Source organism: Acidovorax sp. GW823-FHT01C06, assembly GCF_058798375.1.
Window position 1 is genome coordinate 1 of sequence record NZ_JBXAKN010000001.1, and the last position, 25,548, is coordinate 25,548.

Below are 25,548 nucleotides of genomic sequence, written 5' to 3' on the forward strand. Positions count from 1 at the left end.
CCTGACTTGAGTGGCTTGGCCTGGTAACCACAGCTTCCCAAATCCGAGACGGATGAACAACCTATTGAGACATCACAGCTAGGGCCTTCAGCGCTGTGGCGGGGCATGACCAAACAAAGGTTCCGGTTTTGTTAGGTGCGGACCTGCGCGGGCATTTCTGCTGATAACGTGCATTGCATGGCTGAGGGGCCGACTGCGTTGAACCATTCGGAAAGAACCCCGGGCTGCACATTTGAGGCTTGAGGCGGAATGCGGCGCGGTGGTTGCCTAGGGGGCGGATGTCGGGGGGACATACTACTGTGGGGAGTTGCCCATACTCAGGGCGTATTCAAATATGCTGGCGGGTTGCTGGCATCTAAAAGTACAGGAGGGAATACCGCCACGCCCACTCTGGAGCGCCTAACTGCGAGATCTATTCATTCAATACTCTTGTCCACGCTACTTGCTTCGCTAGCGATGCTGGCGAGCCCCGGGGTATCGGCACAAACCTGTACTGCATGGTATGCCGGGACGGATCTCAACAACCATGGAGATGCGTATTCAGCCTGCGCAGGCTGGCTACCGAAGGGCGACTACGGACGTGGCATAAAACTTTCTCGGGTCGTTCCCTATCGACCCTCGGGCGCCTCGCGGGTGCCCCAGATTGTCCGAACTTTTTTAGAGATTCGGGAAAGACGATCCTGACCTTGAAGCTGGACATCGACTATTGTGTCGACCGCAAAGTGGAAGCTTTTCTTACGAGAAGAAAAATGGGAGGGGATGTTTTATGAAGTTCTTTAAAAATTGTGTCGGGCTCGCACTGTTGTTTGCGGCTCCCTTGGCGGCGGTAGCAGCTGACACAGTAGTCATTAAACACTCCCCCGACTATCTTTTCACCACTGCGTCGGGGCGAAGCCTTAATTTAATGACCTTTGATACCTTGGAGGAAGCTTGGGCAGAAGTTCAGGCGAAGTACGCCGGTTGGAACACCGCCTACCTTCAATACACGATATCCAACCTGCGCGGCGAACCCAGCAATAGTTCGATCAATGGGTACCCGTGGTCTTACATGTGGGACGTACAAAGAACGTTCACTCAGACGGGGCAAACAGATTTCTCCACGATGCGAGAAATTTCGCGTGCGCCCTACTGCAAGCAGGATGAGCCCGACCCAAAGCCCAGGGATAAGTGGATCTTGTATGCGGCTGGCAATGTCTACTGGTGCGAGAAAACGCTCTACATCGAGGTGGATCCGGGCCCCGGCGACGGGCCGGGTAACGGCCCCGGCGGTGATCCGGGGCTCGGGCCAGACAGCGAACCCGGTCCAGGCAATAGTCCCAGCGGCCCGCCATGTAACAGATGCCCGTGTGCAGGCTCCGGTGGGCAAGGGCCGGATGGTAGTTCGTTCGGAAAGCCCATATTGCCGGCCTCTGGGGACGAGTTCCATGTGGAGTCAGACTACACGGATGTGGGACCAAACGGACTTCACCTCAAGCGGATATCGCTAAGCAGATGGGTCAGAAAACCCATCGGCGCTGCGGGTTCCATGGGCCGGGTCTGGCGTCATAACCACTACGCAAGGATAAAACAGCGCGGCGACAACTTCCTGGACATTGATTTGCCGGATGGTGGGCAACGGCTATTTGTTCGAGATACAACTCCCACTGTCGGTCCTTGGAGGCCAGCAACTGGGTTCGATGTGCTCAGTCAGAGCGCCAATGGTTGGACCCTGCATCTGCTGGCGGACGACAGCGTGCTTGTGTTTGATGCCACGGGCATCCTGCAATCGGTGACCCGTCGTAACGGCTGGACGGTCAACTATGGCCACGACACCGCAGGCAAGGTCACTCAGGTAAGCAACCAATTCGGACGCGCTCTGGCGTTTCAATACAACGCCAGCGGACAACTGGTCAGTGTCAACACCCCGGCCGGGACAGTCGGCTACACGTATGACACTAGCGGCCGGTTGTCCACCGCCGGCTATTCGGACGGCACTGAACGCAGCTTTCACTATGAAGACTCAAACTTTCCGGAACTGCTGACGGGCATCTCCGTGCAGGGTGTGCGTTATGCGACCATGACTTATGACGCTCAAGGCTATGCCATCAGCACCGCGCTAGCCGGCGACGTCAACCGTTACTTGGTCGACTATCGCGGGTCGCCTCCCGGCAGCTTCGCTTCTGTCACTGACCCAAGGGGCAACACGAGGTCATATAACTATCGCTCTGTACGCGGCGTCGCAGCCGTAACCAGCAGCTCTTCGCCGTCGCTCATCGGGGCCCCCGACGCTCGCACGCGGGTGCAGAACGCTTTGGGTCTCATTGACTCCGAGACCGACTTCCGAGATGCGGTCACGTCTTATACCTGGGATGGGGCGCGTCGCCTGAGGCTTTCGACAACCGAAGCGGTGGGCACGCCCGAATCGCGCACCATCACAACAGAATGGCACTCGCAGTGGCGCCTGCCCCTGACTGTGACTGAGGCCGGCCGCACCACCACCTACACCTACGACAACGTCGGCAACCGCCTGAGCCAGACCGTCACCGACACCGGTGGCAGTGGTAGCGGCGGCGGCACCGCCCGCACCACCAGATGGACCTACCACCCCTCGGGCCTGATTGCCACCGAGATCGCCCCCAATGGGGCGGTGACCAGCTACCAATACGACAGCGCTGGCAACCTCACCAGCGCCACCAGCGCCCAGGGCCATACCGACACCTACACCCATGACGCCGCAGGCCGTTTGCTCACCCACACGGCCCCCGCGGGCTTGGTGACCACCTACACGTACGACGCACGGGGTCGCATGCTCACCGTCAATCGGGGTGGCTTGTTGACGACAGTCACCTACAGACCCAGTGGCCAGGTCGCTACAGCCAGCCTGCCGCACGGCCACGTTGTCAGCTACACCTACGACCTGGCCCAGCGCCTCACTGGCTGGAGCGACAACCGTGGCAACTCCGGCAGTTACACCTTGGATGCCATGGGCAACCGCACGCAGGAAGACATCCGCAATGCCCAGGGGCAAACGGTATGGCGGTTGGCACGCACCATCAACAGCCTCAACCGCGTGGCCAGCGTCACCCTGGGCGGCCAACTCACCACCACCTATGGCTATGACAGCAACGGCGACTGGGTGGCTAGCACCAATGGCCTAAACCAAAGCACCCGCCAGAGCCTGGACGCCCTGCGCCGTACCAAGGCCATCACCAACGCCGAGAACGCCACCGCATCGCTGGCCTACAACGCCCTGGATGCCATCACCCAAGCCAAAGACTTCAAAGGCGTAGCCACCACCACCACCCGTGACGCCCTTGGCAATGCCACCACCGAAACCAGCCCCGACAGCGGCCTGCAAAGCACCCAGTACGACGCCCAGGGCCTGCCCAGCACCGTGACCGACGCCCTGGGCCAGGCCACCACCATCGAACGCGACCTGCTGGGCCGCCCCACGCTCATCACCTATGCCGACGGGCGCACCACCACCCTGCGCTACGACCTCACCCCCGCCAGCCGGGGATACCTTGGCGAGATCGCGGACGCCAGCGGCACCACCACCTACCAGCGCGACCTGCTGGGCCGCATCACCACCAAGACCCAGACCCTGATCAACGGCGACACCCGCAGCGTGAGCTACGGCTACAACGCCCAGGGCCTGCTGGCCAGCACCACCTACCCCGGCGGGCAAGTGCTGCAAAACGTCTACGACACCACCGGCCAGCTCACGGGCCTGACCTGGGCGGGCCAGCCCCTGGTCAGCGGCATCACCTGGAACCCCCTGGGCCAGCCCACTGGCTGGAGCTGGAACCTGCCCGGCGGTGCGGCCGCCATCCCCGCCACCCGCAGCTACAACACGGCGGGCCAACTGGCCACCACCGAATTCAGCAGCTACCAGTACGACGCAGCGGGCCGCATCACGACCATCAGCCAAGACCTGTGGCAGCCTGCCAGCACCAACCCCCAGGACAGCACCCTCAGCCAGGCCACCAAACTCTGGACGGTGAAGTACGACCTGGCGGGCCGCATCATCGAGCTTGGAGACACAGGGCGCACCACCACCTACACCTACGACGCCAACGGCAACCGCAAAACCAGCGTGCAGACCACCACCGTGGGCACCCCTGGCACCCTCAGCCGCACCTACGGCAGTGCCAGCACCCACAACCGCCTGCTGGGCTTTACGCAAACCGCCACCGCGGGCGGCAGCGCGGCCAACACCAGCGTCACCTACCAATACAACAGCGCAGGCGACCTGCTGGGCGACGGCCTGACCACCTACCGCTACGACAGCGAAGGCCGCATGGAAAGCGCCAGCACCGGCCAGGGCGAAGACGCCCCTACCACCAAATACGCCCACAACGGCCTGGGCCAGCGCGTGTTCAAGACCGAGCCGCTGTACAGCAGCACCACACAAAGCAGCGGCACCAGCAATAGCAAAACCGGCAAGAACCTGAACAACCTGCTGGCCGACGACGAAGGCGACGACAACAAGGAAACCCAGGCAGAACCACCCGGCCTCATCCAGCAAATCCTCAGCTTCTTCAGCAAACTCTGGAGCCCCGGCACCAGCGACGCCGAGAAGCTGGGCTACAGCTACGTGTATGCAGAAGACGGCAGCCTGCTGGGCGAATACGGCGCGGGCGGCAGCAACAGCACAGGCACCGCGCAATACCTGTACCTGCCCACCGCCAGCGGCCCCATGCCGATCGCAGCGGTGATCAAGGGAACCGCCTACGCCATCCACAGCGACCACCTGAACACCCCGAGGAAGCTCACCCAGGCCGACGGGCGGGTGGCGTGGCAGTGGGCGTACAGTGCGTTCGGCGACGAACAGCCCACCATCGGGGCCAAGCGGTTCACCAGCGAGACCACCACCCCCACCACGGGCGCCACCAGCATCCCGGAAGTCACGTTCAACCTGCGGTATCCGGGGCAGTACTTTGACCCAGAGACGAAGCTGCACTACAACTACTTCCGCACGTACGCGCCTGGTACGGGGCGGTATACGCAGGGGGATCCGATTGGGTTGGATGGGGGGTGGAATCGGTTTGCCTATGTCAATGGCAATCCATTGAAGTGGACGGACCCCAAGGGACTGGCGATTCCAGCGGCGGTCATTGCATGCATGAGCAATCCTCTGTGTGCGGCTGCCGCTGGTGGTGTTGTTATCACTACTGCAAATGCTTGCAAACAGACGTGGGATTATTTATCCAGAAATTGGATGAATTCGGAGGGTGCAAGTGCTGGGGACAAAGATCCAAGTGCGCCCACCGGACAGCGAGGTGGGCCGATGGATGTCAAGCCAGGTACCAATCGGCCGACGAATATCGGAGGTCGAGATTACACCGGGCATGCGCTAGACCGAATGCAGGGTCGCGGCGTTCCTCCTTCAGCGGTCGAAGATGCGATTCAGAACGGGGGAGCGTCGTCTGGAAATCAGCCTGGAACGACAGTGCATACAGGGCCTAATGGTGTGGTTGTCGTCACCGGTGGAAATGGGCAGGTGATTACGGTTATTCCTAGATAATGAGCTTGTAATGGATGATTTTTTCTCTCGGCAGGCTTTTGTGCTCCGGCAAGCGATCAGCGAATATCGCGATGGAACACTTGATTTGAACTCACTTATTCAGCGCATTGAGGGGGTCGGTGGCGTGTTTGAAAATGACTCGTGGCGGGATGCGGTCTTCCCCGTAATTTTGTCTATGGAGCAGATAAACGCGGCCATTTTTAATGGAAAATTCGAATTAACTGAAGTAGATAGATCGTCGATTGAGGAGTCGCTCCTTGAGTGTGAGGCTCTTATAAGACGTTTTGAAAATAAATAGATGCCAGCGCAATATCTACAAGCGCCAGCGGTCCGTTTCCCGTCAGCGGTAAAGCTGCGGGGTTCAGGGGGCTTCTTCTTTTAACTGCTGGGAGGTTGGCCGCTACGCCTTCTTGTCCGTCATCTTCGCCTTGGCGTTGCCGCTCTTGCCGTCCTTCTTGTCCTCAGGCGTCACAAACCCGATAGACCGCCTGGCTGGCTCGGGCAGCGTCATCAACTCGCGCAGCGCATCGAAGACCTGCTTGAGTCGAGCGCGGGTATTGCGGCTGAACGTATCGTGGCCCAATTCCAGACGTTCCATGCGCTCATGCAGCTCCGCCAACTGCTGGGCCAGATCCTTGTGTTCCGGGGTCAGCTCGCGCAGCCGCTTGGTCACATCGGTATTGGCGGCTAGCTCGCAATACTCCATCAAGAAGGCCAAGGTGGTCGCAAATTGCGATCACCTGCAAAAGCTCAAGTTCTCCAAGGTGCTGCCTATGCGTTCACCGAGCATGGGGCGATTCAGGTGGCCAATGTGCTCGCCAGTGCCCAGGCGGTGGAGATGGGGATTTATGTGGTGCGGGCCTTCGTTCATCTGCGCGAGGCGCTATCCGTGGGGGAACGGGTCCTGAGCGCGGCAAGCCCGGATGCACGGGCTGCGCCATCCAGCAGGCGAAGATTTTTAAGTAGAAAATGGCTCTAGCGCCTACCCAGCATGCGCTGGCAGCTATCAAAAATGCAATAACTACCAGCCGCTAAAGAAGGCAGCAGCCCATGCACCGGTTCAGGTGCGGCCCCGCGCCCATGTGCGCGCCCGTGGGTGTGTCCGCAGGTGCGTGGGGCAGAATGCGCCTCTGGGAAAAATTCTTCTCCACCCATGCAGACCCTCCAGCGCAGATGCTGCCAAACCCGCGCCAGGCTTAGGAAAAAAGCCTGTGCTTACGGTACGCGCGTGTCGAGGGGAACAATCTTTGCCTATGTGGGGGGGAATCCGTTGATGTTTACGGACCCGCTGGGGTTGCGCTCCACTGGCTCGCCCACGCTGGATCGTTGGTTAGAGCCAAAAACACCACCCGGAAATTGCGCTACTGCAGAATGTGCCGCGGGTTTGTCGCCGACGCCTTCCGACAACAGAAGCCAGAAGGAAATGGACTTTGGCCAGTGCAAGATGGTTTGCCAAAACTCTCTTCTGGCTTCGGTAGCGATGTGCAACGCTGCTGCCGGCGGTGGTTTGGGTGGCACTGCTGCTGCTGCAGTCGCCAAGCCCAATATCTACACATGAACAATCGAGGAATCGTTCCAAAACCATGAAAATTGACTTTCAATTATTGGGAACTTTGGTGACTCCCAAAGATATCTCCAAAAGGACAGGGATTAAGCCAGATGTAGAGCTCCTGCGCGGAGAGCGGAATAATGCGTTAGATCTTCCTCGGCAAAACTTGTGGTCTATCGGGACTCGCTCTGAATCCGACGAGATAAAAGAACACTGGATGCAAATTGAGAATAATATCGATTGCGCAAAAGAGGAAATTAAAACAATCGCGAAAACTGGAACAGCAAAGCTGACAATAGTATTGCCACGATCTGATCGAATTCCGTCCTTGCAAATACAGGTTGGAATGTCTGCTTTTGCTAGTTATGTCAATGCAATAATTGATATTGATCATCTGCAATAGGTTTGGGTATGACTATCCGTGGACTATGCCGAATCTATCTAGAGTGTGCGTCACTTGGTCGGCCCCGCCCATAAGTAGTGGCGCTAATGCGGGCAACATGTGCAAACCGCCGATGCAGGAACTCAGACCTCTGCAATGTACGGCTTGGCGCTTGGTGGCGAACTAATGAAAAAATCTGACGTGAAGCGGGTGGCAATCTTTATCGCGGTTCTTGCAGCGTTTGCAGGCTTATCCTGGTTATTAGCCACAGCTAGTGATAAACCAACTCGTCAAGAATATTGCTCTCAGAAATGCGCGCGTAACAATATGGAAGGTCATTTGGTGTATCGCGGTCCAGCAACGCCTAAAGAGGCATACCGCACTGAAAATGCTGACTGTGAATGTCGTTGATGAGCGATAGAGTGACAGGGAGGGGCAGACCGCCAAAATGTAGTCATGGTTGGCAAGATGCAAGTAGAGATGTTTTACCTATGTGGGAGGGAATCCGCTTAGGTATACCGATCCGAAGGGCCTGCAGGTGGCCACCCCGGTTCCTCATCCACTTCTGCTGATTCCTGTCGCATGTATGGCGAGTCAAGGGTGCCGGGTTTTTTGCGCTGATTTGGCGAAGAATTTCAGGAACTGGATGAATTCCGAAGGCGGTGGTGGAGGTAATTTTCCTGATCGAGATCTTCCGAGAGATCCAAGGCATAACACTCCAGTGCCAGACCCCGAAGCTGAAGGCCGCCCACATACCCAGCTGGGACAAAGAGATGGAAGAAAAGGGCGATATAGCCAGGCCCGAGAATTCGATAGCAACGGAAATCCAGTCCGAGACATCGATTTCACTGACCACGGCCGAGGGCTCCCAAATCCGCATCAACATGACTATGTTCCAAATCCAACTGGTGGAACGCCCGGTCGAGGAAGCCACAGACCTCTCAACTAATGTGAGGGAAGTTTTATGGATAATAATTTAAAAAATTTCCCAATAACAGGAGAGGCGTGTTGCATGGTCCTCTCTGAGGGGTCTGATCTTGCAGAGATGTGGCTCCTTAGAGATGTAGAAACATTATCCGATGGCGATGCATGGGATCTTGCTCGTCTTTGGAAGGAAACAAGAGAAAAGTCGATTGAAATTAGCACGCAAGAGCTATGTGCTGCTTTGAAAAAAGCAACTCAAGTCATTTGCTTGGATATGACATCTCTTAAGACGCCCGGGAAGGAGTTATATATTGATGATGGAGAATTAATAGGGCGTCATTTAATTTGAACCAAAAGCCACCCGCCACCCCATCCAGCCGCTAAATGGGCAGCACGGTGCTGGGCCAGTACGGTAGCCAAAGGAACAGCACCAGCGCCGCCCCGGCGGGAGAGCCCGAGAGCACCGAGGTCATCTACCTGTCCACGACCAGTGGCCCCCTGCCCATTGCCGCGCAGATTAATGGTCGGTTGTATGTGATCGACACGGACCACCTGAACACCCCCGGCGATTGACCGACCAGCAAGGCAAGTGGCCTGGCAATGGCTGATCAGCGGGTCTTGAGAAGTACAGCCGACCATGGGGGCGAAGGGCTACGAACAGGTAGGCGCGGGGGGCGACAGCGAGTTGGTGAGTTTCACTCTGTATTACCCGGGGCAGGTGTGGAACGAGGAGACGGGGTTGAGCTACAACCTGCACCGGTACTACGATGCGAGCACGGGGCGGTACACGCAGGGGGATCCGATTGGGTTGGATGGGGGGTGGAATCGGTTTACCTATGTGGAGGGGAATCCACTCAGCTACACCGACCCACAAGGCCTAAACCCCTTGGCAGGTGCTGGGGCTGGAGCTGGTGCGGGCTCCGCTTTTGGCCCCGTTGGCACAGTGGTGGGCGGTCTTATAGGGGCGGGGGCGGGTGCGTGGATTAGCTGGAATATCGTCGGCCCGATGCTAATCAAACCACCAGATAACGCGTATGACCCGAACGGTCCGAAGGCGCCAGGTAAACCGGGGGAAGAGCAAGGATTCAAAGATCCCAAGGGCGGGGAGAATTGGGTTCCAAATCCGAATCCAGGAAGGGGTGGATCTAGTTATGGATGGCAAGATGCCAATGGAGATGTTTGGTGCCCTACGGGTTGGGGTGGGCGTGCTCACGGTGGTCCTCAATGGGATGTTCAGAGTCCTGGTGGAGGATACAGAAATGTTTGGCCTCCAAAGTCCAAGTGATTTTTAAAGAGGAAGAAATGCTATTGATTCCAGAGCCGTCTCGGTACTACTGTGAGCCTGATGAGGATTGCTTCTTCGCTTGGTTAAAAGCTATTCCGGCAGTTAAGGAGGTCACCGGTACTCCGTCCGGTTTGGCTGTGACGATAGAGGAGCCAATAGATAAAATAAGTTTTTATGAACTCGTCGGTTTAATGACGAGATATGATTTAGACAGAAAATGTCTCCGACCATTGTGCAGATCGCAATCTGATCCTTGGTTCAATGATCCTAAAAATTATTGGTATGCGGCCGTTTTTTGCGATTAATGCGGTAAATTTGGCTATAGGTTGACGCTGCGGATAAGCGGCAGTTCGCACTTGGCCGCATGCTCCAATTTCGATGGCTGTAAGCACTCATTAATGCTTAAAACATAAAAGCCACCTGCATCCCCCCAGCGATAAAAGCTGCGGGATTCAGGTGGCTTCTTCTTTTAGCCGCTGGGTGTTTGTGCGCTACACCTTCTTGCCCTTCGCCTTGGCGCTGCCGGGTTTGCTGCCCTTCTTGTCCTCAGGCGTCACAAACCCGATAGGCCGCTTGGGCGGCTCCGGCGGCGTCATCAGCTCGCGCAGCGCATCAAACACCTGCTTGAGCTGGGCGCGGGTATTGCGGCTGAAGGTGTCATGCTGCATCGCCAGGACCTCAGCCCTGTCCTGCAACTCCGAGAGCTGCCGGGTCAACTCCTGGTGCGTCGCGGCCATGGAACGCACCTGCACAAAGGCTCGCATGATCTCGATATTGATGGCGATGGCGCGCGGGCTGTTCAAGACCGAAGACAGCATTGCCACGCCCTGCTCGGTGAACGCATAGGGCGCATAGCGGCGGCCACCCCGGCCGGTGTTTGAGGTCACAAACTGTGACCTCAAAGAAGCCCACTCCTGGGCATCCAGCTGGAACATGAAATCCCCAGGAAACCGTTCGCTATTGCGCTTGATGGCCTGCACCAGCACCTTGGTCTCCACCCCGCACAGCGCGGCCAGATCCGCGTCCAGCATCACCCGCTGATCGCGCAGCGCCAGGATATGGCGAGCAATGTGGGGTTGCAGAGCCGGGACGGTGGTTGCGGCAGGCGTGGCAGGGGGATTGCTCATACAGCGGCACTCCCGGCCTCGGTCAGCAGACCATCGAGCATCTGAATGACCACCCCCGTGTCAACCCGGCGACGGAGCCAACTAGCCCCTTCCACCCACCGCTGGTACGCTGCGTCGCCATGGAGACAAGCAAAACAATCCCCCCACTTCCTCCCCGGTCCGCGGCGCCGTTTGTGCCGCAGATTCGCCTGTACCAGAACTGGTTGCGCGATGAGCGCGGCATTGCGTTCGACAGCTATGACGCGCTGTGGCGCTGGTCGACCACGGAGCTGGATACCTTCTGGCAGAGCGTGTGGGACTACTTCCGCATCGAATCGCCCACGCCGCACACGGCGGTGCTGGCGCGCAACACCATGCCCGGCGCGCAGTGGTTCCCGGGCGCCCAGGTCAACTACGCGCGGCAGGCGCTGCGCCATGTGGACGCCGCCCACGCGGCCGGTCTGCCGGCCCTCATCAGCCGCAACGAAAAGGGCCACCACCGCGAAATGAGCTGGCCCGAGCTGCGCCGCCAGGTCGCGTCGCTGGCGCTGCACCTGAAGGCCCAGGGCGTGGAGCCCGGCGACCGCGTGGCCGCCTACCTGCCCAACGTGCCGGAGGCGATGGTGGCCTTCCTCGCCACGGTGAGCATCGGCGGCGTGTGGAGCATCTGCGCGCCCGACATGGGCACGCATGCGGTGCTCGACCGGTTCCGCCAGATCGAGCCCAAGGTGCTGATCGGCGTGGACGGCGTGACCTACGGCGGGCGCGACCACGACCGCACCGGCGTGCTGGCCGAGCTGCGCGCGGCGCTGCCCAGCGTGCGGCACGCGGTGTTGCTGGGCAATCTGGATGCTTCTGTTTCGATAGCTGGTTACGCAAGCTGGACAAGCGCTACAGCCCGAAATGATGCTGCAACTGAAGCTTTCGAGCCGATGTGGCTGCCGTTCGACCACCCGCTGTGGATCGTCTATTCCAGCGGCACCACCGGCTTGCCCAAGCCCATCGTGCACGGCCACGGCGGCACGGTGCTGGTGGCGCTGCAGCTCAAGGTGCTGCACAACGACATCGGCTGCAGCTACGAGCCCAACAGCTTCGGCGAGCGCTACCACTGGTACAGCTCCACGGGCTGGGTGATGTGGAACGCACAGCTCTCGGGCCTGCTGTCGGGCACCACCTGCGTGATCTACGACGGCAACCCCGGCGGCAGCAAGGACCACCCCGACTGGGGCGTGCTGTGGCGCTTCGCGGCCGAGACGGGCGTGACCTTCTTCGGCGCGGGCGCGGCGTTTTTTGCCAACTGCATGAAGGCGGGCATCGCGCTGGCCGAATACGGCGACCTCACGCGCATCCGCGCGCTGGGCACCACGGGCTCGCCGCTGTCGCCCGAGGTGCAGGAATGGGGCACGGCGCAGTTCGAGGCCCTGGGCACGCACGACATCTGGTGGAACAACATCTCGGGCGGCACCGACTTTTGCGGCGCCTTCATCGGCGGCAACCGCGAGATGCCCCAGGTGCCCGGCGAGATGCAATGCCGCATGCTGGGCGCGGCCGTGGAGTCCTGGAATGCCGAGGGCGTGCCGGTGATGGACGAGGTGGGCGAGCTGGTGTGCGCGCAGCCCATCCCGTCGATGCCGCTGTACCTGTGGGGGGACAAGGACGGTTCACGCTACCTGTCGAGCTACTTCGACATGTACCCGCCTGGCCACGGCCGCCAGCCCGGCGGCGGCGATGGCCCCGCGCGCATGGGCGCGGTGTGGCGCCACGGCGACTGGCTCAAGATCGGCGCCAACGGCGGCTGCATCATCTACGGTCGCTCGGACGCCACCATCAACCGCCACGGCCTGCGCATGGGCACGAGCGAGATCTACAGCGCGGTCGAAGCCCTGCCCGAGGTGCTCGACAGCCTGGTGGTGGACCTGGAATACCTGGGCCGCGAAAGCTACATGCCGCTGTTCGTGGTGCTGCGCCCCGGCCACACGCTGGACGAGGCCCTGCGCGCCCGCATCAACGGCGCGGTGCGCACGGCGCTGAGCCCGCGTTTCGTGCCCGACGACATCTTCGCGGTGGCCGAGGTGCCGCGCACCTTGAGCGGCAAGAAGCAGGAGCTGCCCATCAAGAAACTGCTGCTGGGCCAGCCCATCGAGAAGGTGGTGAACAAGGACGCCATGGCCAACCCGGGCTGCCTGGACTGGTATGTGGCGTTTGCCGCCGAGCGCGCGGCAGAAGTGCAAAATACATAGCTGCCCGCGCTTGCGGGCTGTACGCTACAGCCCGGTTTGATCCATATCCGGGCCGGGTCGGGGCACGCTGGAAAAGCCCATCGCATGCTCGATGAAGCGCTCCACGAGCCGGCTGGCCTCCCCCGCGCGCCGCGCGAGCGCGATGCCCACCTTGAAGCCCGGCGGGTTGTCGGTGAGCGCCAGGCACTTCACGCCGGGCGGCACCACCAGCCGCGCGACGCCGGCCACCAGTCCCACGCCCAGGCCCGCGGCCACCAGGCTCATGATGGTCTGCACCTGCATGGCCTCCTGTGCCACGCGGGGTGAAAAGCCCGACAGCTGGCAGCGCAGAAGCGCCAGGGCGGACAGCCCGGGCACTTTGTCCTGCGGGTACATGATGAAGGGCTCGCCCGCCGCTTCCGAGAGCGCGATCGCGTCGCGCTTCGCCAGCGGGCCGTGCGCGGACACGGCGAGCACGAAATCGTCGCGGTCCATGGGCAGGAGCTCGAACGGCTCGGGGTGCAGAACCGGGTAGCGAACGAATCCCACGTCGAAGCGGCGCGCCAGCAGCCCGTCGAGGATTTCGGTCGATGTGGCCTCCGACAGCTCCAGCTCGATCTGCGGGTAGCGCGCCCGCACGGACGGGATCAGCTCCGGCAGCAGGGCATAGGTGGCCGATCCGATGATGCCCAGGCGCAGCAGGCCGCCCAGCCCCTCGCGCGCGTCCGCCACGGCCTGGCGGCAGCGCTCCGCGTGAAACAGCGCCAGGTGCGCCTCGGGCAGCATGGCCTGGCCCTCGGCCGTCAGGCGCACGCCAGTGCTGTGGCGCTCGAACAGGCGGCTGCCCAGTTCCTCCTCCAGTTTGCGCACGGACACCGACAGCGGCGGCTGGGCCATGTGCAGCAGCTCGGCGGTGCGGTGGAAGTTGCCGGTTTCCGCCAGGGTGACGAATTGGCGCAGCTGGCGCAGGTTCATGGGATACCAAACAAATATCGGTTTGTGAATTTTTAATATTAGACAGCATGGGTGCCCGCTGCCTACATTCGCCTGCAGGCCTGGGCAGGGCCTGACGATCAAAAAAATTCCATGAAGGAGACACCGTGATGCAATCCCGTAGAACCGTGGCCGGCGCGCTGCTGGCGCTTGCCGCCACGGCCCTGGCCCCCGCCGTGCAAGCCCAGGCATTCCCTGCCAAAACCATCAAGTTCGTCGTGCCCTTCGGCCCCGGCAGCGGCACCGACACCTCGGCGCGCTACTTCGCGCGCAAGCTGCAGGACCTCACGGGCCAGGCCGTGGTGGTGGAAAACAAGCCCGGCGCCAACGGCTTCATCGCCGTCAAGCAAGTGCTGTCGGCGCCGGCCGACGGCTACACCGTCTTCATCGGCAGCAACTCCACGCTGGCGGTGAACGCCGCGTTGTTCAAGGAGCTGCCGTACGACCCGGTGAAGGACTTCTCGCCGCTGACCATGATGATGCGTTCGCCCGCCATGATCGCGGCCATGCCCAAGGCGGCGTACAGCGACCTCAAGGGCCTGATCGCCTACGCCAAGGCCAGCCCGGGCAAGGTGAACTTCGGCGCGGGCTCGGCCGGCTACCAGCTCATGGGCGAGTTGCTCAACGACACGGCGGGCATCCACACCGTGCACGTGCCCTTCAAGGGCGCCGGCGAGACCATGACGGCCGTGGCCTCGGGCACCGTCGACTACACCTTCGCCGAGGTGACCGCCGTGCAGGAGCTAGCCAAGGGCGGCCGCGTGAAGGTGCTGGCCGTGGCGTCCGACAAGCGCGTGGCCGCGGCGCCGGACGTGCCCACCGCCACGGAAGCGGGCCTGCCGGGCTTCGAGGCCTACACGTGGGTGGGCGCCATGGTCAGCGCCCAGACCCCCGCCGCCGAAACCGCCCGGCTGGCCGAGCTGTTCACCGCCATCTCCAGGATGGACGAGACCCGTGCCTTCTACGAGCGCATCGGAGCCACCGCCATGACCGGTGGGCCCGCGCAGATGCACGAGTTCCAGAAAAACGAGATCGTGCTGTGGAAGCGCATCGTCACCCAGGCCAAGGTGCCGCTGCAATGAGCGGTGCTCCCGCCGCGCAGCCGGGTGCGCTGCAGCATGTGAAGGTACTCGACCTGTCCCGCGTGCTGGCCGGCCCCTGGGCCGCGCAGACCCTGGGCGACCTGGGGGCCGAAGTGATCAAGGTCGAGCGCCCGGGCACCGGCGACGACACCCGCGCCTGGGGCCCTCCCCATGTGACGGACGCGGCGGGCCGGCCCACCGGCGAGTCGGCCTATTACATGTGCACCAACCGCAACAAGCAGTCGGTGACGGTGGACTTCACCCGGCCCGAGGGTCAGCGGATCGTGCGCGAGCTCGCGGCGCGGTGCGACGTGCTCATCGAGAATTTCAAGACCGGCGGCCTGGCGCAGTACGGGCTCGACCATGCGAGCCTGAGCGCGCTGAACCCGCGCCTGGTGTACTGCTCCGTGACCGGCTTTGGCCAGGACGGCCCCTACGCGCACCGCGCGGGCTACGACTTCCTGATCCAGGGCATGGGTGGGCTCATGAGCATCAGCGGCCACCCCGACGGGGCACCCGGCGGCGGTCCCATGAAGGTGGGCGTGGCGCTCACCGACATCCTCACCGGGCTGTATGCGAGCACGGCCATCCTCGCTGCGCTGCAGGCGCGCGAGCACACGGGCCGGGGTCAGCACATCGACCTGGCGCTGCTCGACGTGGGCGTGGCCTGCCTGGCCAACCAGGGCATGAATTACCTGTACGGCGACAAGGTGCCGCAGCGCATGGGCAATGCGCACCCGAACACCGTGCCCTACCAGGACTTCCCCACGCAGGACGGCCACATGATCCTGGCCATTGGCAACGACGGACAGTTTGCACGCTTTTGCCATGCCATCGGCGAACCGGACTGGGCGCAGGACGAACGCTTCGCGTGCAACGCCGGCCGCCTGGCCCACCGGGAGGAACTGGTCGGCCGCATCCGCGCCGCCACGGTGGCGCGCACCACGCGCGACTGGATCGCTCTGCTGGAGCGGCACGCCGTGCCCTGCGGCCCCATCAACACCGTGCGCGACGTGTTCGAGGACCCACAGGTCCAGGCCCGGGGCCTGCGGATCGCGATGCCGCACCCGCAGGCGGGCGAGGTGCCGCTGGTGGCCAGCCCCATCCGCCTGTCGGACACGCCCGTCACTTACCGCCACACGCCCCCGCAGCTAGGCCAGCACACCGACGAGGTGCTGGCCCGCTACCTGGGTTTTTCGCCCGCGCAATTGCAGGCCTACAAGGACGACGGAGTTTTGGGATGAGCACCCTGGATTCACTGGCGCTCACGCGCATTCCCGCTGAAGACGAGGCACTGCGCGCCGAGGTGCGCGCCTTCCTGCAGGAGGCCATTGCCGACCTGCCCGCGCACATCCGCGCGCGCTCCTGGGGCGGCTACAGCAGCGCTCTGAGCCGCCGGCTGGGAGACAAGGGCTGGATCGGCATCACGCTGCCCAGGGCGTACGGCGGGGGCGGGCGCAGCGCGTTCACGCGCTACGTGCTGGTGGAGGAATACCTGGCCTGCGGCGCCCCCGTGGGTTCGCACTGGATCGCCGACCGCCAGAGCGCGCCCCTGATCCTGAAGTACGGCACCGAGGCGCAAAAGCAGTTCTACATTCCGCGCGTGTGCAAGGGCGAGGCGTTCTTCTGCATCGGCATGAGCGAACCCAACGCGGGTTCGGACCTGGCCAGCGTGAAGACGCGCGCCGTGCCCAATGCGCAAGGCTTTGTGCTCAACGGCCAGAAGATCTGGACCACCAACGCCCACCACTGCCAGTACATGATCGCGCTGGTACGCACCTCGGGCACCTCCGAGGACCGCCACCAGGGCCTGTCGCAGGTCATCGTGGACCTGTCGCTGCCGGGGGTCACGGTGCGCCCCATCGAAGACCTCTCTGGCGACAGCCATTTTTGCGAGGTGTTCTTCGACAACGTGCAGCTGGGGCTGGATGCGCTCATTGGCGCCGAGGGCCAGGGCTGGGAGCAGGTCACCGCGGAGCTGGCGTTCGAGCGCAGCGGGCCCGAGCGCCTGTTCTCCTCCATCGTGCTGTTCGACCAGTGGCTCGGCTACGTGCGCACGCCCCAGGGACGCACCGACTCGGCCGTGCGGCTGGCGGGCAAGGTGCTCACGCAGCTGGCGCCGCTGCGCGCCATGTCCGTGTCGGTGCAGGAAAAACTCACGCAGGGCGCGAGCCCCATCGTCGAGGCGGCGCTGGTGAAGGAGCTTGGAACCACCCTCGAGCAGATGATTCCAGCGGCCATTGCCGAGGACCTGTTCGCGCGCGAGGCCGAGGACGTGCCCGTGGAGCTCCTGATGACGCTCAAGTACGTGACCGAGGCCTCGCCCTCCTTCTCGCTGCGCGGCGGCACGCGCGACATCCTGCGCGGAATGATCGCCCGCGGCCTGGGCTTGAGATGAGACGCCCCTGGGCTGCTGCGCGGCATCTCTCGCGCGCGCGCTGCGTGGGGACCGTGCCTGGCGCCTCCGACCGGGCCGCGCTTCGGCCAGGGGCCGGGGGGCAGTGTGTGCAACGCAATGGATGACCGACATGAGCATGAATGACAACGACCTGTTCGCCGATGCCGCGCACGACGTGCTGGCGGACCGGTGCACCCCCGCCGTGGTGCGCGCCATCGAGTGCGGCGGGCGCGCGGCGGATGCCGCGCGGGGCCTGTGGGAGCAGCTGGAATCCACCGGCCTGGCCGACGCCCTGCTGGGCGAAGAAGAGGGGGGGGCGGGCCTGGAACTGGACCAGGCCTTTGGCGTGCTGGAGCAATGCGGTGCCCACGCACTGCCGCTGCCCCTGGCCGAGACCATGGTGGCGCGGGCCTTGCTGGCCCAGGCAGGGCTGGTGCGCCCGCAGGGCAGCATCGCCCTGGCACGCGGCCAGCGTGGCGCCGGCGGCGGTCTGCACTGCGCGCTGGTGCGCGGCGGCCAGGTGGCCGATGCGGTGCTGGTGCAGGCCGGCGGCGCCTGGCACCTGCTTCCCGTCGACGGCGCCCACGCCCGTGCGCATGCACTGGCGCTGGACGCGGCGCTGACCTGGTCGGCCGCGCAGTGCGATGCCGCCCCCACGGTGGGCGTGGATGCCGCGCTGGATGTGCGCACCCTGCAGGCCGCGGTGGTGGCCGCGCAGATGGCCGGTGCCCTCAGCAGCGTGTTCCAGCGCACCCTGCGGTACGCCAACGAACGCCAGCAATTCGGCCGCCCCATCGGCAAGTTCCAGGCCGTCCAGCACCAGCTGGCCGTGATGAGCGAACACGTGTTTGCCGCGCGCATGGCCGCGCAGCTCGGCTGCAGCGGCGGCGTGGGCATCCAGCCCGACCGACTGCGCGTGGCGACCGCCAAGGCGCGCTGCAGCGAGGCCGCGCTGGCCGTGTCGGAAGCCGCCCACGCCATCCACGGCGCCATCGGCTTCACCGAGGAGCATGACCTGCAGCTCTTCACCCGGCGCCTGCATGCCTGGCGCCAGACGGCCGGCAGCGAGGGGTACTGGCACACCGTGGCCGGCGAGGCGCTGCTGCAGCACAGCGGCATCACGCTCGACCTGGTGCGCCGCATCACCGACGTCGAATTCCCGGCCTGAGTGCCATTTCGCTGACTGGAGACATTTGCCATGGCCTTTCTGACCATTGAACGCGACGGCGGCATCCTCACCGCCACCATGAACCAGCCCGAAACGCGCAACGCGCTCACCGGCAACACCGCGGTGGACGAGTTCGTGCAGCTGTGCGAGGACGTGCGCCGGGATGCCGGCGTCAAGGTGCTGATCCTCACGGGCGCGGGCCCCATCTTCAGCTCGGGCGGCAACGTCAAGGACATGAAGCGTTTCTTTGATGACGCGTTCACGCCCGACCTGATCCGCGAGGAGTACCGCCAGGGCATCCAGCGCATCCCCCAGGCGCTGTACCAGCTCGATGTTCCCGTGATCTGCGCCGTCAACGGCCCGGCCATCGGCGCGGGGCTGGACCTGGCCTGCATGTGCGACATCCGCATCGCCAGCGAGGCGGCCACCTTCGCCGAGAGTTTTGTGCGCGTGGGCATCGTGCCCGGCGACGGTGGTGCCTGGCTGCTGCCGCGCGCGGTCGGCAGGGCCAAGGCGTCCGAGATGGCGTTCACCGGCGAGGCCATCGGCGCGCAGGAGGCGTTGGCCTGCGGCCTGGTGAGTCGCGTGGTGGTGGCGGACCAGTTGCTGCCCGCCGCGCGGGCGCTGGCCGCCAGGATCGCGGCCAACCCCGGCGCCGTGATGCGGATGACAAAACGCCTGCTGCGCGAGGGCGAACACGCCTCGCTGGCCTCGCTGCTGGAGACTTCGGCGGGCTACCAGGCCATCGCGCACAAGACGGCAGACCACCGGGAAGCGGTGACCGCCTTCATTGAAAAACGCGCGCCGAAGTTCCAGTAAGGCACCGTGCCCGCCCACCCGCCTTCGGAAGGATGTGAGATGACGCCTTTGCAAGGCCTTCGCGTGCTGGATCTGTCCAGCGTGATTTTCGGCCCCCTGGCCAGCCAGGTCCTGGCCGACTACGGCGCCGAGGTGATCAAGATCGAACCGCCCGAGGGCGACTCGACGCGCCATACCGGCCCCGCCCGGGAGGCGGGCATGGCGGCGATGTTCCTGGGCGCCAACCGCAGCAAGAAGAGCGTGGCGCTGGACCTCAAGCAGGCCGGTGCGCAGGAGGCGCTGGGCGCACTGATCGCCACGGCCGATGTGCTGATGCACAGCATGCGGCCGCAGAAGCTGGCGGCCCTGGGCCTCGCGCCCGAGGCGCTGCGCGAGCGTTTTCCGCGCCTGGTGTACGCCAGCCTGGTGGGCTTCTTGCCTGGCCCCTATGCCGGCAAACCCGCGTATGACGACGTGATCCAGGGCATGTCGGGGCTTGCCGACCTGATGGAACGGCAGGGCGGGGAAATGCGCTACCTGCCCACCATCGCCGCCGACAAGACCTGTGCCCATGTGGCCGCGCATGCCATCCTGGCCGCGCTGTGGCAGCGCGAGCGCACGGGCCGGGGGGCCTTCGTGGAAATCCCCATGTTCGAGTCCATGGTGGGTTTCAACCTGGTCGAGCACTACTACGGCCAGCACTTCGAGCCGCCGCTGTCCCCACCGGGCTACCCGCGTGTGCTGGCCCCCTGGCGCCGGCCCTACCGCACGGCCGACGGGGCGGTGGCCATGATGCCGTACACCAACCTGCACTGGCAGCGCTTCTTCACCGAAGTGGGTGCCCCGGACCTGGCGCGCGATGCGCGCTTCGCCGACATCGCCAGCCGCACGCGGCACATCGCCGAACTGCTGGAGCTTGCGTCGGGCTTCACCGGGCGCCACACCACGGCCCACTGGATCGCGGTGTGCGAGCGGCTGGAAATCCCCGCCGCGCCCGTGGCCAGGCTGCAGGATCTGCCCCTGGATCCACACCTCGTGGCCACGGATTTCTTCGAAACCCTCTCCGACCCCGCCCTGGGCGAGGTGCGCTTTCCGGGCGTGCCGGTGCGCTTTGACGGGCAGCGCCCCGCCATCGCCATGCCCCCCCGGCTGGGCGAACACACCGAGACGCTGCTGGCCCAGGCCGGGCTCGGCGGCGCACGGATCCAGGCACTGCTGGGCACCCGCGCAGCCGTGGGCCCCTCTTCTTGACAAGGACGCCTTCCATGATCCCCCAGACGCCTTCTGCGGACACCCTCCGCCCTGCCGCCCTCGCTGGCGTGGACCGCCATTTGCCGCGCCTCGGACAGGGGTTTGTGTGGCAGGACCTGAGCGTGGGACAACGCTTTCGCACCTTCCGGCGCACGGTCACCGAGACGGACCTGGTCAGCTTCATCGGCGTGACCGGCATGCTGGAGGCGATCTTCATCGAAGACGGCTACGAGGGCGGCGCCATGGCGGGGCGGCCCGTGCCGGGGGCGCTGACCTATGCGCTCATCGAGGGCTTCATCCTGCAGACCATGATCCAGGGCACGGGCCTTGCGATGCTGGAGCTGCACCAGAAGATCCTCGCGCCCGTGCGGGTGGGCGACACCATCGAGGCGGTGGTGGAGGTGACGGAGATCCGGCCCACCTCCAGGAGTGGCCGCGCGGTCGTGACCTCGCGCATCGACGTCTTCAACCAGCAGGGGGTACCGGTCATGACCTACACGGCCACCCGCTTGCTCGCCGGGCGTTCGTGAACCGATTTCCCCAACTACAACCACCCAGGAGACAAGCACCATGAAAAAAAGCACTTCCCGCACGTCTTCGCGACCCAGCGGCGTCCGGCGTGTATGCCTGGCCATGCTCGGCTGCGCGGCCGGCGTGGCGGCCATCGCCCCCATGGGCTTGGCGCATGCGCAGGCCTACCCTTCCAAACCGATCACCCTGGTGGTGCCCTTTCCGCCAGGCGGGCCCACCGACCAGGTGGCGCGCGTGCTGGCGCAGAAGCTGACGGAGCAGATGGGGCAGTCCGTGATCGTGGACAACAAGCCCGGCGCCAACGGCAACATCGGCGGCACCCAGGTCAGCAAGGCGGCGGGTGACGGGTACACGCTGCTCTACAACACCTCGTCCATCACCCTGAGCCCGGCGCTCTACAAGAACCTGAGCTATGACGTGCAGAAAGACCTGGCGCCCGTGGCCCTCACCGCCGTGGTGCCGCTGGCCCTGGTCGTGCACCCGAGCCTTCCCGTCAACAATGTGCGCGAGTTCGTCGACTACGCCAAGGCCAACCCGGGCAAGCTCTCCTATGGCTCGGCAGGCAATGGCAATGTGACCCACCTGGCGGCTTTCCAGTTCACCAGGAGCCTGGGCATCGAGGCCACGCACGTGTCCTACCGGGGCAGCGCCCCCGCGGATGTCGACCTCGTGGCGGGGCAGATCCAGTTCATGACGGACACCATCAATTCCGTGATGCCTTTCGTGAAGGACAAGCGCCTGAAGCTGCTGGCGGTCACCACCGCCAGGCGCATGTCCCTGTACCCCGACGTGCCCACGCTGGGGGAAACCGTGATGCCCGGTTTTGAGGCGGGCGCCTGGCAGGGCGTGATGGTGCCCGCCAGGACGCCGGCGGCGCTGGTGCAGCGCCTCAACGCCGAGATCAACAAGGCGCTGCAAAGCGATGAGGTGCGTGCCAGGCTGGCGGTGCAGGGCGCCGAGCCGCTGGGCTCCACGCCCGAAGAGTACCGCGCCTATGTCGGCAAGGAACTCCAGCGCTGGGCCGGGGTGGTGAAATCGACCGGCGTGACCCTCGATTGAACGCGGCGGGGCCCCTGCACCGTGGTGCGGCGCCACGGTGCTGCAAAAATAATAGCTGCTTGAGCTTGATGGACAGGCGCTGGGGCCCATTTTGGCCTCAAAGGCCCTCGCGGGCCTTTTTTTGCTTCCTGCCACCTGTTGTGACCGGCGCGCCGCCATGCCAGGGCCGCCGCGCCGCGCTGGCGACGGCCCCCTTCTGGGGCTGAGGGCTGCGGCTCCAAGCCTGCTTGCGCAGGCCTGGACATGACGAAGAGCAGCTGTTTCTGGCAGCCGCTCAGGGGGTCAGTCAAGCTTCGCGCCCGAGGCCTTGATCAATCGCTCCCACACCGGCCGCTCCTTGGCGATCGCGGCCGTGAACAGCGCGGGCGAGCTGTTCTGCACATCGAACCCCATGGCCGCGATGCGCTGCGCCACGTCGGGCAACTGCGTGGCCTTGCGCACCTCGGCGGCAATGCGCTCCAGGATGGGCGCGGGCGTGCCGGCCGGTGCGCCAAAGGCCAGCCAGCCCGCCACGCGGTAGGCCTCGTCGTTCAGGCCCTGTTCGGCCAGCGTGGGCACGCCCGGCAGCGCGCCCATGCGGCGCTCGCCGCTCACGCCGATGGCCTTGAGCTTGCCGGCGTCGATGTGCGGCTTGGCCTGCAGCGCGCTGGCGAACGCGATCTGGATCTGGCCGCCCAGCAGGTCCTGCACCATGGGCGCCTCGCCGCGGTAGGCCACGTGGCTCATGTCGGCGTTCTGCGTGAGGCTCATGTAGGCGCCGGCCAGATGCGGGTAGGCGCCCGTGCCGTAGGAGCCGTAGGCCACCTTGCCCTTGTTCGCCACCACGTACTTGAGCAGCTCGGGGCCCGTGGCCACGGGCACGCCGGGGTGGGCCACCAGCACCAGCGGCGCGATGGCGATCTGGTAGATGGGCGCGATGTCGCGCTCGGGGCTGTAGGGCAGCTTGGTGTACAGGAACTGGTTGGTGAGCATGGAGTTGCTCAAGGCCAGCAGCAGCGTGTAGCCGTCGGGCGCGGCCTTGGCCACCGCGTCGGTGCCGATGATGCCGGCCGCGCCGGGCTTGTTGTCGATGACCATGGGCTGGCCCAGGCCCGCGGCCATCTTCTCGGCCAGCACGCGCGCGAGCACGTCGGTGGCGCCGCCTGCGGCAAAGGGCACGACCACCTTGATGGGCTTGCTGGGGTAGGCCTGCGCCAGGGCGGCGGGGCCGGTGCACGCGGCGGCGGCGGCCAGCGCGGCGGCGCCCAGCCAGTGGCGGCGGGTCATCGACGGGGGGTGGTGGGGCATGTGTCGTCTCCTGTCATGGGTATTGCAAATCAGGCTGGCCCGGCCCTGCGCGGTGGCGGGCCGGGGCTCGTTCAGGCGGGCTGGGGGCTTCCTGGCGCCGGGGCGATGGTGACGGCAAGCGGCAGGGGCGCGAGCACCTCGCGCAGCCGGGCCTGCAGCGCGGCCGCGCCCGGGCCGGGCTGCAGGGTCACGCGCACGGCGCTCTCGCCTTCGGGCTGCACCTGGGGGCGGGGGAGGCCGGGGGTCTCGGCCCACACGCCGTCGACCAGCGCCTGCACCGTGTGGCAGGCGGCCTGCAGGCGCAGCGCGGGCTTGTAGATCTTGCCCACGTTGGTCACGGGCATGGTGCCCAGGACCCGCACCCAGCGCGGGCGGGCCACGGCCTCGTCCACGTGCTCTGCGGTGAAGGCGAGCAGCTCGGCCTCGGTCGCCTGCGCGCCGGGCACCAGCGTGGCAAAGGCCACGGGCAGCTCGCCCGCATAGGCGTCGGGCGCGCCCACGGCGGCGGCGAGCTGCACGGCGGGGTGGGCGCCCAGCGCGTCCTCGATCACCTTGGGATCGATGTTGTGGCCGCTGCGGATGATGAGGTCCTTGGAGCGGCCGCTCAGGTGCAGGCGCCCTTCGGCGTCCACGAAACCCAGGTCTCCGGTGGCCAGCCAGCCGTCGGCCGTGAAGGCCTTGGCCGTGTCCGCCGCATCCAGAAACCCCGAGAACAGGTTGGGCGACTGGAACAGCACCATGCCCGGCTGCCCAGGCGGCATGTCCTGGCCGGACGCGTTGCCGTGCGCGTCCAGCGCCACGATGCGCAGCCGCGCGTACGGCAGGCGCCAGCCCACGCAGCCGGCGGGCGCGTGCACGCCCGGTGGCGTGATGGTGGAGATGCCCGCCATCTCCGTCATGCCCAGGCTTTCGTGCACATGCAGGCCGAACAGGCGCTCAAAGCGCGCCGCCAGCTCCGGCGCGAGGATGGCCGCGCCCGTGCGGCAGTAGCGCAGCGACGAGATGTCGGCGCCATCGAGCGGCACGTTGGCCAGCGCGGCCAGCACCGTGGGCACGGCCGACAGGTAGGTGCAGCGGTGGCGCTCGACCAGCCGCCAGTAGCTGGCGATGACCTCGCGGTTGCGGAACAGGCCCGCCGTCGGGATGATGGTCTCCACCCCCGCCGAGAGCGCCGCGAGCGAACCGGGCAGCACGCCCGCCACATGGAACAGCGGGTAGCCGTTGATGCCCACGTCCTGGGGCGTGATGCCCTGCATCTGCACGCTGGCCCAGGCGGTGAACACCTGCGCGCCATGGCTGTGGCGTGCGATCTTGGGCGCGCCCGTGGTGCCGCCGGTGTGAAAGTACGCTGCGATGTCGCCGGGCGCGATGCGCCGGCCGCTCACCAGCTGGCCGGCGGGCTGGCGCAGGCGCGCCGCGAAGTCCACCACGCCCTCGGGCAGCGCGCCGGCGGCGCCGGGCGCCTCATCGTGCGGGGCCACGCGCAGCACGGTGGCGAGCGTGGGCACCTGGCTGCGCAGGCGCAGGGCCTTGCTCCAGTAGCCCACGTCGCCTTCCGCGCCGTAGGCGATCAGCACCTTGGCGCCCGCCAGCGCCATCATGGCCGCGAGCTTCTCGTCGGTGAGCATGGGGTTCAGGGGCTGCACGATGCCCGCCGCCTCGCCGCCCCACAGGGCCAGGTGGTATTCCAGGCAGCCGGGCAGCAGCACGGCCACGGCGTCCCGGGGGCCCACGCCCAGTGTGTGCAGCAGGTTGGCCGTCTGGTGGATGCCGGCCAGCAGCTGAGCGTACGACCAGCGGATGGGCGCGTCCGCCGGATCGGCCGTGGGCAGGAAGGTCAGCGCGGTCTTGCCGCCGAACGCATGGGCGGCGTTGCGCAGGATTTCATAGGTGCTCCGCACCGGCAGCGCCTGGGCCAGGGGCGTGGCTTCCAGCTGTTCGACGTCCCGCAGGCCGCGGAGGGTGGTGGCGGTGCGGGCAAAAGGCGGATGGAGTGCGGGAGCGGTCATG

General features: G+C 64.8%; 22 protein-coding genes and 1 pseudogene. 18 read left to right on the forward strand and 5 right to left on the reverse strand.

Annotated elements, in window-relative coordinates; genetic code table 11:
* Nucleotides 1–1,525 precede the first annotated feature (1,525 nt).
* From AC1RCS_RS00005 to AC1RCS_RS00015, 3 genes and pseudogenes are all read left to right on the forward strand, one after another.
* A pseudogene (locus tag AC1RCS_RS00005) lies at nucleotides 1,526–2,134 on the forward strand (hypothetical protein); the annotation flags it as partial.
* 318 nt (nucleotides 2,135–2,452) lie between these two features.
* On the forward strand, nucleotides 2,453–5,506 hold the full coding sequence (locus tag AC1RCS_RS00010) for an RHS repeat-associated core domain-containing protein (protein WP_492266987.1): 3,054 nt from the start codon (nucleotides 2,453–2,455) through the stop codon (nucleotides 5,504–5,506).
* 10 nt (nucleotides 5,507–5,516) lie between these two features.
* Nucleotides 5,517–5,804, forward strand: a complete 288-nt coding sequence (locus tag AC1RCS_RS00015) for a hypothetical protein (protein WP_492244825.1) — start codon at nucleotides 5,517–5,519, stop codon at nucleotides 5,802–5,804.
* A gap of 102 nt (nucleotides 5,805–5,906) precedes the next feature.
* Here the strand turns inward: AC1RCS_RS00015 and AC1RCS_RS00020 are convergent, their stop codons facing one another.
* A complete protein-coding gene (locus AC1RCS_RS00020; RefSeq protein ID WP_492244824.1) occupies nucleotides 5,907–6,224 on the reverse strand; it encodes a hypothetical protein in 318 nt (105 codons plus the stop codon).
* An 865-nt stretch (nucleotides 6,225–7,089) separates the two neighbouring features.
* Between AC1RCS_RS00020 and AC1RCS_RS00025 the strand changes: the two genes are divergently transcribed.
* The 6 genes from AC1RCS_RS00025 (at nucleotide 7,090) to AC1RCS_RS00050 (ending at nucleotide 9,646) form a co-directional block, all read left to right on the forward strand.
* Nucleotides 7,090–7,458 (forward strand): DUF4279 domain-containing protein, encoded by a 369-nt coding sequence (locus AC1RCS_RS00025; protein WP_492244822.1) that lies wholly within the window; start codon nucleotides 7,090–7,092, stop codon nucleotides 7,456–7,458.
* 99 nt (nucleotides 7,459–7,557) lie between these two features.
* Nucleotides 7,558–7,848 carry a hypothetical protein gene (locus tag AC1RCS_RS00030; RefSeq protein WP_492244821.1) on the forward strand — a complete coding sequence of 97 codons (291 nt, stop codon included), beginning with the start codon at nucleotides 7,558–7,560 and terminating at the stop codon, nucleotides 7,846–7,848.
* 254 nt (nucleotides 7,849–8,102) lie between these two features.
* Nucleotides 8,103–8,417 carry a hypothetical protein gene (locus AC1RCS_RS00035; protein WP_492244820.1) on the forward strand — a complete coding sequence of 105 codons (315 nt, stop codon included), beginning with the start codon at nucleotides 8,103–8,105 and terminating at the stop codon, nucleotides 8,415–8,417.
* Nucleotides 8,418–8,449: 32 nt separating this feature from the next.
* On the forward strand, nucleotides 8,450–8,710 hold the full coding sequence (locus tag AC1RCS_RS00040; RefSeq protein WP_492244819.1) for a hypothetical protein: 261 nt from the start codon (nucleotides 8,450–8,452) through the stop codon (nucleotides 8,708–8,710).
* A 35-nt stretch (nucleotides 8,711–8,745) separates the two neighbouring features.
* A complete protein-coding gene (locus tag AC1RCS_RS00045; RefSeq protein ID WP_492244818.1) occupies nucleotides 8,746–8,934 on the forward strand; it encodes a hypothetical protein in 189 nt (62 codons plus the stop codon).
* A gap of 64 nt (nucleotides 8,935–8,998) precedes the next feature.
* A complete protein-coding gene (locus AC1RCS_RS00050) occupies nucleotides 8,999–9,646 on the forward strand; it encodes an RHS repeat-associated core domain-containing protein (protein ID WP_492244817.1) in 648 nt (215 codons plus the stop codon).
* A gap of 491 nt (nucleotides 9,647–10,137) precedes the next feature.
* Here AC1RCS_RS00050 and AC1RCS_RS00055 read toward each other — a convergent pair whose 3' ends face one another.
* Entirely contained in the window at nucleotides 10,138–10,773 is a 636-nt protein-coding gene (locus AC1RCS_RS00055) for an ORF6N domain-containing protein (RefSeq protein WP_492244816.1), read from the reverse strand.
* A gap of 119 nt (nucleotides 10,774–10,892) precedes the next feature.
* On the opposite strand from AC1RCS_RS00055, the gene AC1RCS_RS00060 reads away from it, so the two are divergent.
* A complete protein-coding gene (locus AC1RCS_RS00060; RefSeq protein WP_492244815.1) occupies nucleotides 10,893–12,992 on the forward strand; it encodes an acetoacetate--CoA ligase in 2,100 nt (699 codons plus the stop codon).
* Between the two features lie 24 nt (nucleotides 12,993–13,016).
* On the opposite strand, the gene AC1RCS_RS00065 is transcribed toward AC1RCS_RS00060, so the two are convergent.
* Nucleotides 13,017–13,946: a LysR family transcriptional regulator gene (locus tag AC1RCS_RS00065; protein ID WP_218339232.1), complete on the reverse strand. Its 930-nt coding sequence runs from the start codon at nucleotides 13,944–13,946 to the stop codon at nucleotides 13,017–13,019.
* Nucleotides 13,947–14,074: 128 nt separating this feature from the next.
* On the opposite strand from AC1RCS_RS00065, the gene AC1RCS_RS00070 reads away from it, so the two are divergent.
* The 8 genes from AC1RCS_RS00070 to AC1RCS_RS00105 all read left to right on the forward strand — a co-directional run bounded on the left by AC1RCS_RS00070 (nucleotide 14,075) and on the right by AC1RCS_RS00105 (nucleotide 22,251).
* Entirely contained in the window at nucleotides 14,075–15,046 is a 972-nt protein-coding gene (locus AC1RCS_RS00070; RefSeq protein ID WP_218296496.1) for a Bug family tripartite tricarboxylate transporter substrate binding protein, read from the forward strand.
* Nucleotides 15,043–16,290: a CaiB/BaiF CoA transferase family protein gene (locus AC1RCS_RS00075; RefSeq protein WP_492244814.1), complete on the forward strand. Its 1,248-nt coding sequence runs from the start codon at nucleotides 15,043–15,045 to the stop codon at nucleotides 16,288–16,290. The genes AC1RCS_RS00070 and AC1RCS_RS00075 overlap by 4 nt, the downstream gene beginning before the upstream one ends.
* A complete protein-coding gene (locus AC1RCS_RS00080) occupies nucleotides 16,287–17,444 on the forward strand; it encodes an acyl-CoA dehydrogenase family protein (RefSeq protein WP_492244813.1) in 1,158 nt (385 codons plus the stop codon). Before AC1RCS_RS00075 ends, AC1RCS_RS00080 begins: the two co-directional genes overlap by 4 nt.
* 136 nt (nucleotides 17,445–17,580) lie before the next feature.
* Nucleotides 17,581–18,612 (forward strand): acyl-CoA dehydrogenase family protein, encoded by a 1,032-nt coding sequence (locus tag AC1RCS_RS00085; RefSeq protein ID WP_492244828.1) that lies wholly within the window; start codon nucleotides 17,581–17,583, stop codon nucleotides 18,610–18,612.
* A gap of 30 nt (nucleotides 18,613–18,642) precedes the next feature.
* Nucleotides 18,643–19,431, forward strand: coding sequence for a crotonase/enoyl-CoA hydratase family protein (locus AC1RCS_RS00090; protein WP_492244812.1), 789 nt, complete (start codon nucleotides 18,643–18,645; stop codon nucleotides 19,429–19,431).
* Between the two features lie 39 nt (nucleotides 19,432–19,470).
* The gene (locus AC1RCS_RS00095) at nucleotides 19,471–20,661 is read left to right on the forward strand and encodes a CaiB/BaiF CoA transferase family protein (protein ID WP_218296500.1); all 1,191 of its coding nucleotides are present in this window, start codon (nucleotides 19,471–19,473) and stop codon (nucleotides 20,659–20,661) included.
* A 14-nt stretch (nucleotides 20,662–20,675) separates the two neighbouring features.
* On the forward strand, nucleotides 20,676–21,191 hold the full coding sequence (locus AC1RCS_RS00100) for a MaoC family dehydratase (RefSeq protein ID WP_369641022.1): 516 nt from the start codon (nucleotides 20,676–20,678) through the stop codon (nucleotides 21,189–21,191).
* A 40-nt stretch (nucleotides 21,192–21,231) separates the two neighbouring features.
* Complete coding sequence (locus AC1RCS_RS00105; RefSeq protein WP_218339228.1) at nucleotides 21,232–22,251, forward strand: Bug family tripartite tricarboxylate transporter substrate binding protein; 1,020 nt, start codon at nucleotides 21,232–21,234, stop codon at nucleotides 22,249–22,251.
* Nucleotides 22,252–22,533: 282 nt separating this feature from the next.
* Here AC1RCS_RS00105 and AC1RCS_RS00110 read toward each other — a convergent pair whose 3' ends face one another.
* A complete protein-coding gene (locus AC1RCS_RS00110; RefSeq protein ID WP_218296502.1) occupies nucleotides 22,534–23,538 on the reverse strand; it encodes a Bug family tripartite tricarboxylate transporter substrate binding protein in 1,005 nt (334 codons plus the stop codon).
* Nucleotides 23,539–23,609: 71 nt separating this feature from the next.
* Entirely contained in the window at nucleotides 23,610–25,547 is a 1,938-nt protein-coding gene (locus AC1RCS_RS00115) for an acyl-CoA synthetase (RefSeq protein ID WP_492244811.1), read from the reverse strand.
* Between the last annotated feature and the right edge of the window lies 1 nt (nucleotide 25,548).

Coding starts and splice junctions, on each gene's coding strand:
- AC1RCS_RS00015 (WP_492244825.1), top strand. CDS start 5,517: ATGGATGATTTTTTCTCTCGGCAGGCTTTTGTGCTCCGGCAAGCGATC.
- AC1RCS_RS00025 (WP_492244822.1), top strand. CDS start 7,090: ATGAAAATTGACTTTCAATTATTGGGAACTTTGGTGACTCCCAAAGAT.
- AC1RCS_RS00040 (WP_492244819.1), top strand. CDS start 8,450: ATGGTCCTCTCTGAGGGGTCTGATCTTGCAGAGATGTGGCTCCTTAGA.
- AC1RCS_RS00045 (WP_492244818.1), top strand. CDS start 8,746: ATGGGCAGCACGGTGCTGGGCCAGTACGGTAGCCAAAGGAACAGCACC.
- AC1RCS_RS00050 (WP_492244817.1), top strand. CDS start 8,999: ATGGGGGCGAAGGGCTACGAACAGGTAGGCGCGGGGGGCGACAGCGAG.
- AC1RCS_RS00055 (WP_492244816.1), bottom strand. CDS start 10,773: ATGAGCAATCCCCCTGCCACGCCTGCCGCAACCACCGTCCCGGCTCTG.
- AC1RCS_RS00060 (WP_492244815.1), top strand. CDS start 10,893: ATGGAGACAAGCAAAACAATCCCCCCACTTCCTCCCCGGTCCGCGGCG.
- AC1RCS_RS00065 (WP_218339232.1), bottom strand. CDS start 13,946: ATGAACCTGCGCCAGCTGCGCCAATTCGTCACCCTGGCGGAAACCGGC.
- AC1RCS_RS00070 (WP_218296496.1), top strand. CDS start 14,075: ATGCAATCCCGTAGAACCGTGGCCGGCGCGCTGCTGGCGCTTGCCGCC.
- AC1RCS_RS00075 (WP_492244814.1), top strand. CDS start 15,043: ATGAGCGGTGCTCCCGCCGCGCAGCCGGGTGCGCTGCAGCATGTGAAG.
- AC1RCS_RS00080 (WP_492244813.1), top strand. CDS start 16,287: ATGAGCACCCTGGATTCACTGGCGCTCACGCGCATTCCCGCTGAAGAC.
- AC1RCS_RS00085 (WP_492244828.1), top strand. CDS start 17,581: ATGAATGACAACGACCTGTTCGCCGATGCCGCGCACGACGTGCTGGCG.
- AC1RCS_RS00090 (WP_492244812.1), top strand. CDS start 18,643: ATGGCCTTTCTGACCATTGAACGCGACGGCGGCATCCTCACCGCCACC.
- AC1RCS_RS00095 (WP_218296500.1), top strand. CDS start 19,471: ATGACGCCTTTGCAAGGCCTTCGCGTGCTGGATCTGTCCAGCGTGATT.
- AC1RCS_RS00100 (WP_369641022.1), top strand. CDS start 20,676: ATGATCCCCCAGACGCCTTCTGCGGACACCCTCCGCCCTGCCGCCCTC.
- AC1RCS_RS00105 (WP_218339228.1), top strand. CDS start 21,232: ATGAAAAAAAGCACTTCCCGCACGTCTTCGCGACCCAGCGGCGTCCGG.
- AC1RCS_RS00110 (WP_218296502.1), bottom strand. CDS start 23,538: ATGCCCCACCACCCCCCGTCGATGACCCGCCGCCACTGGCTGGGCGCC.
- AC1RCS_RS00115 (WP_492244811.1), bottom strand. CDS start 25,547: ATGACCGCTCCCGCACTCCATCCGCCTTTTGCCCGCACCGCCACCACC.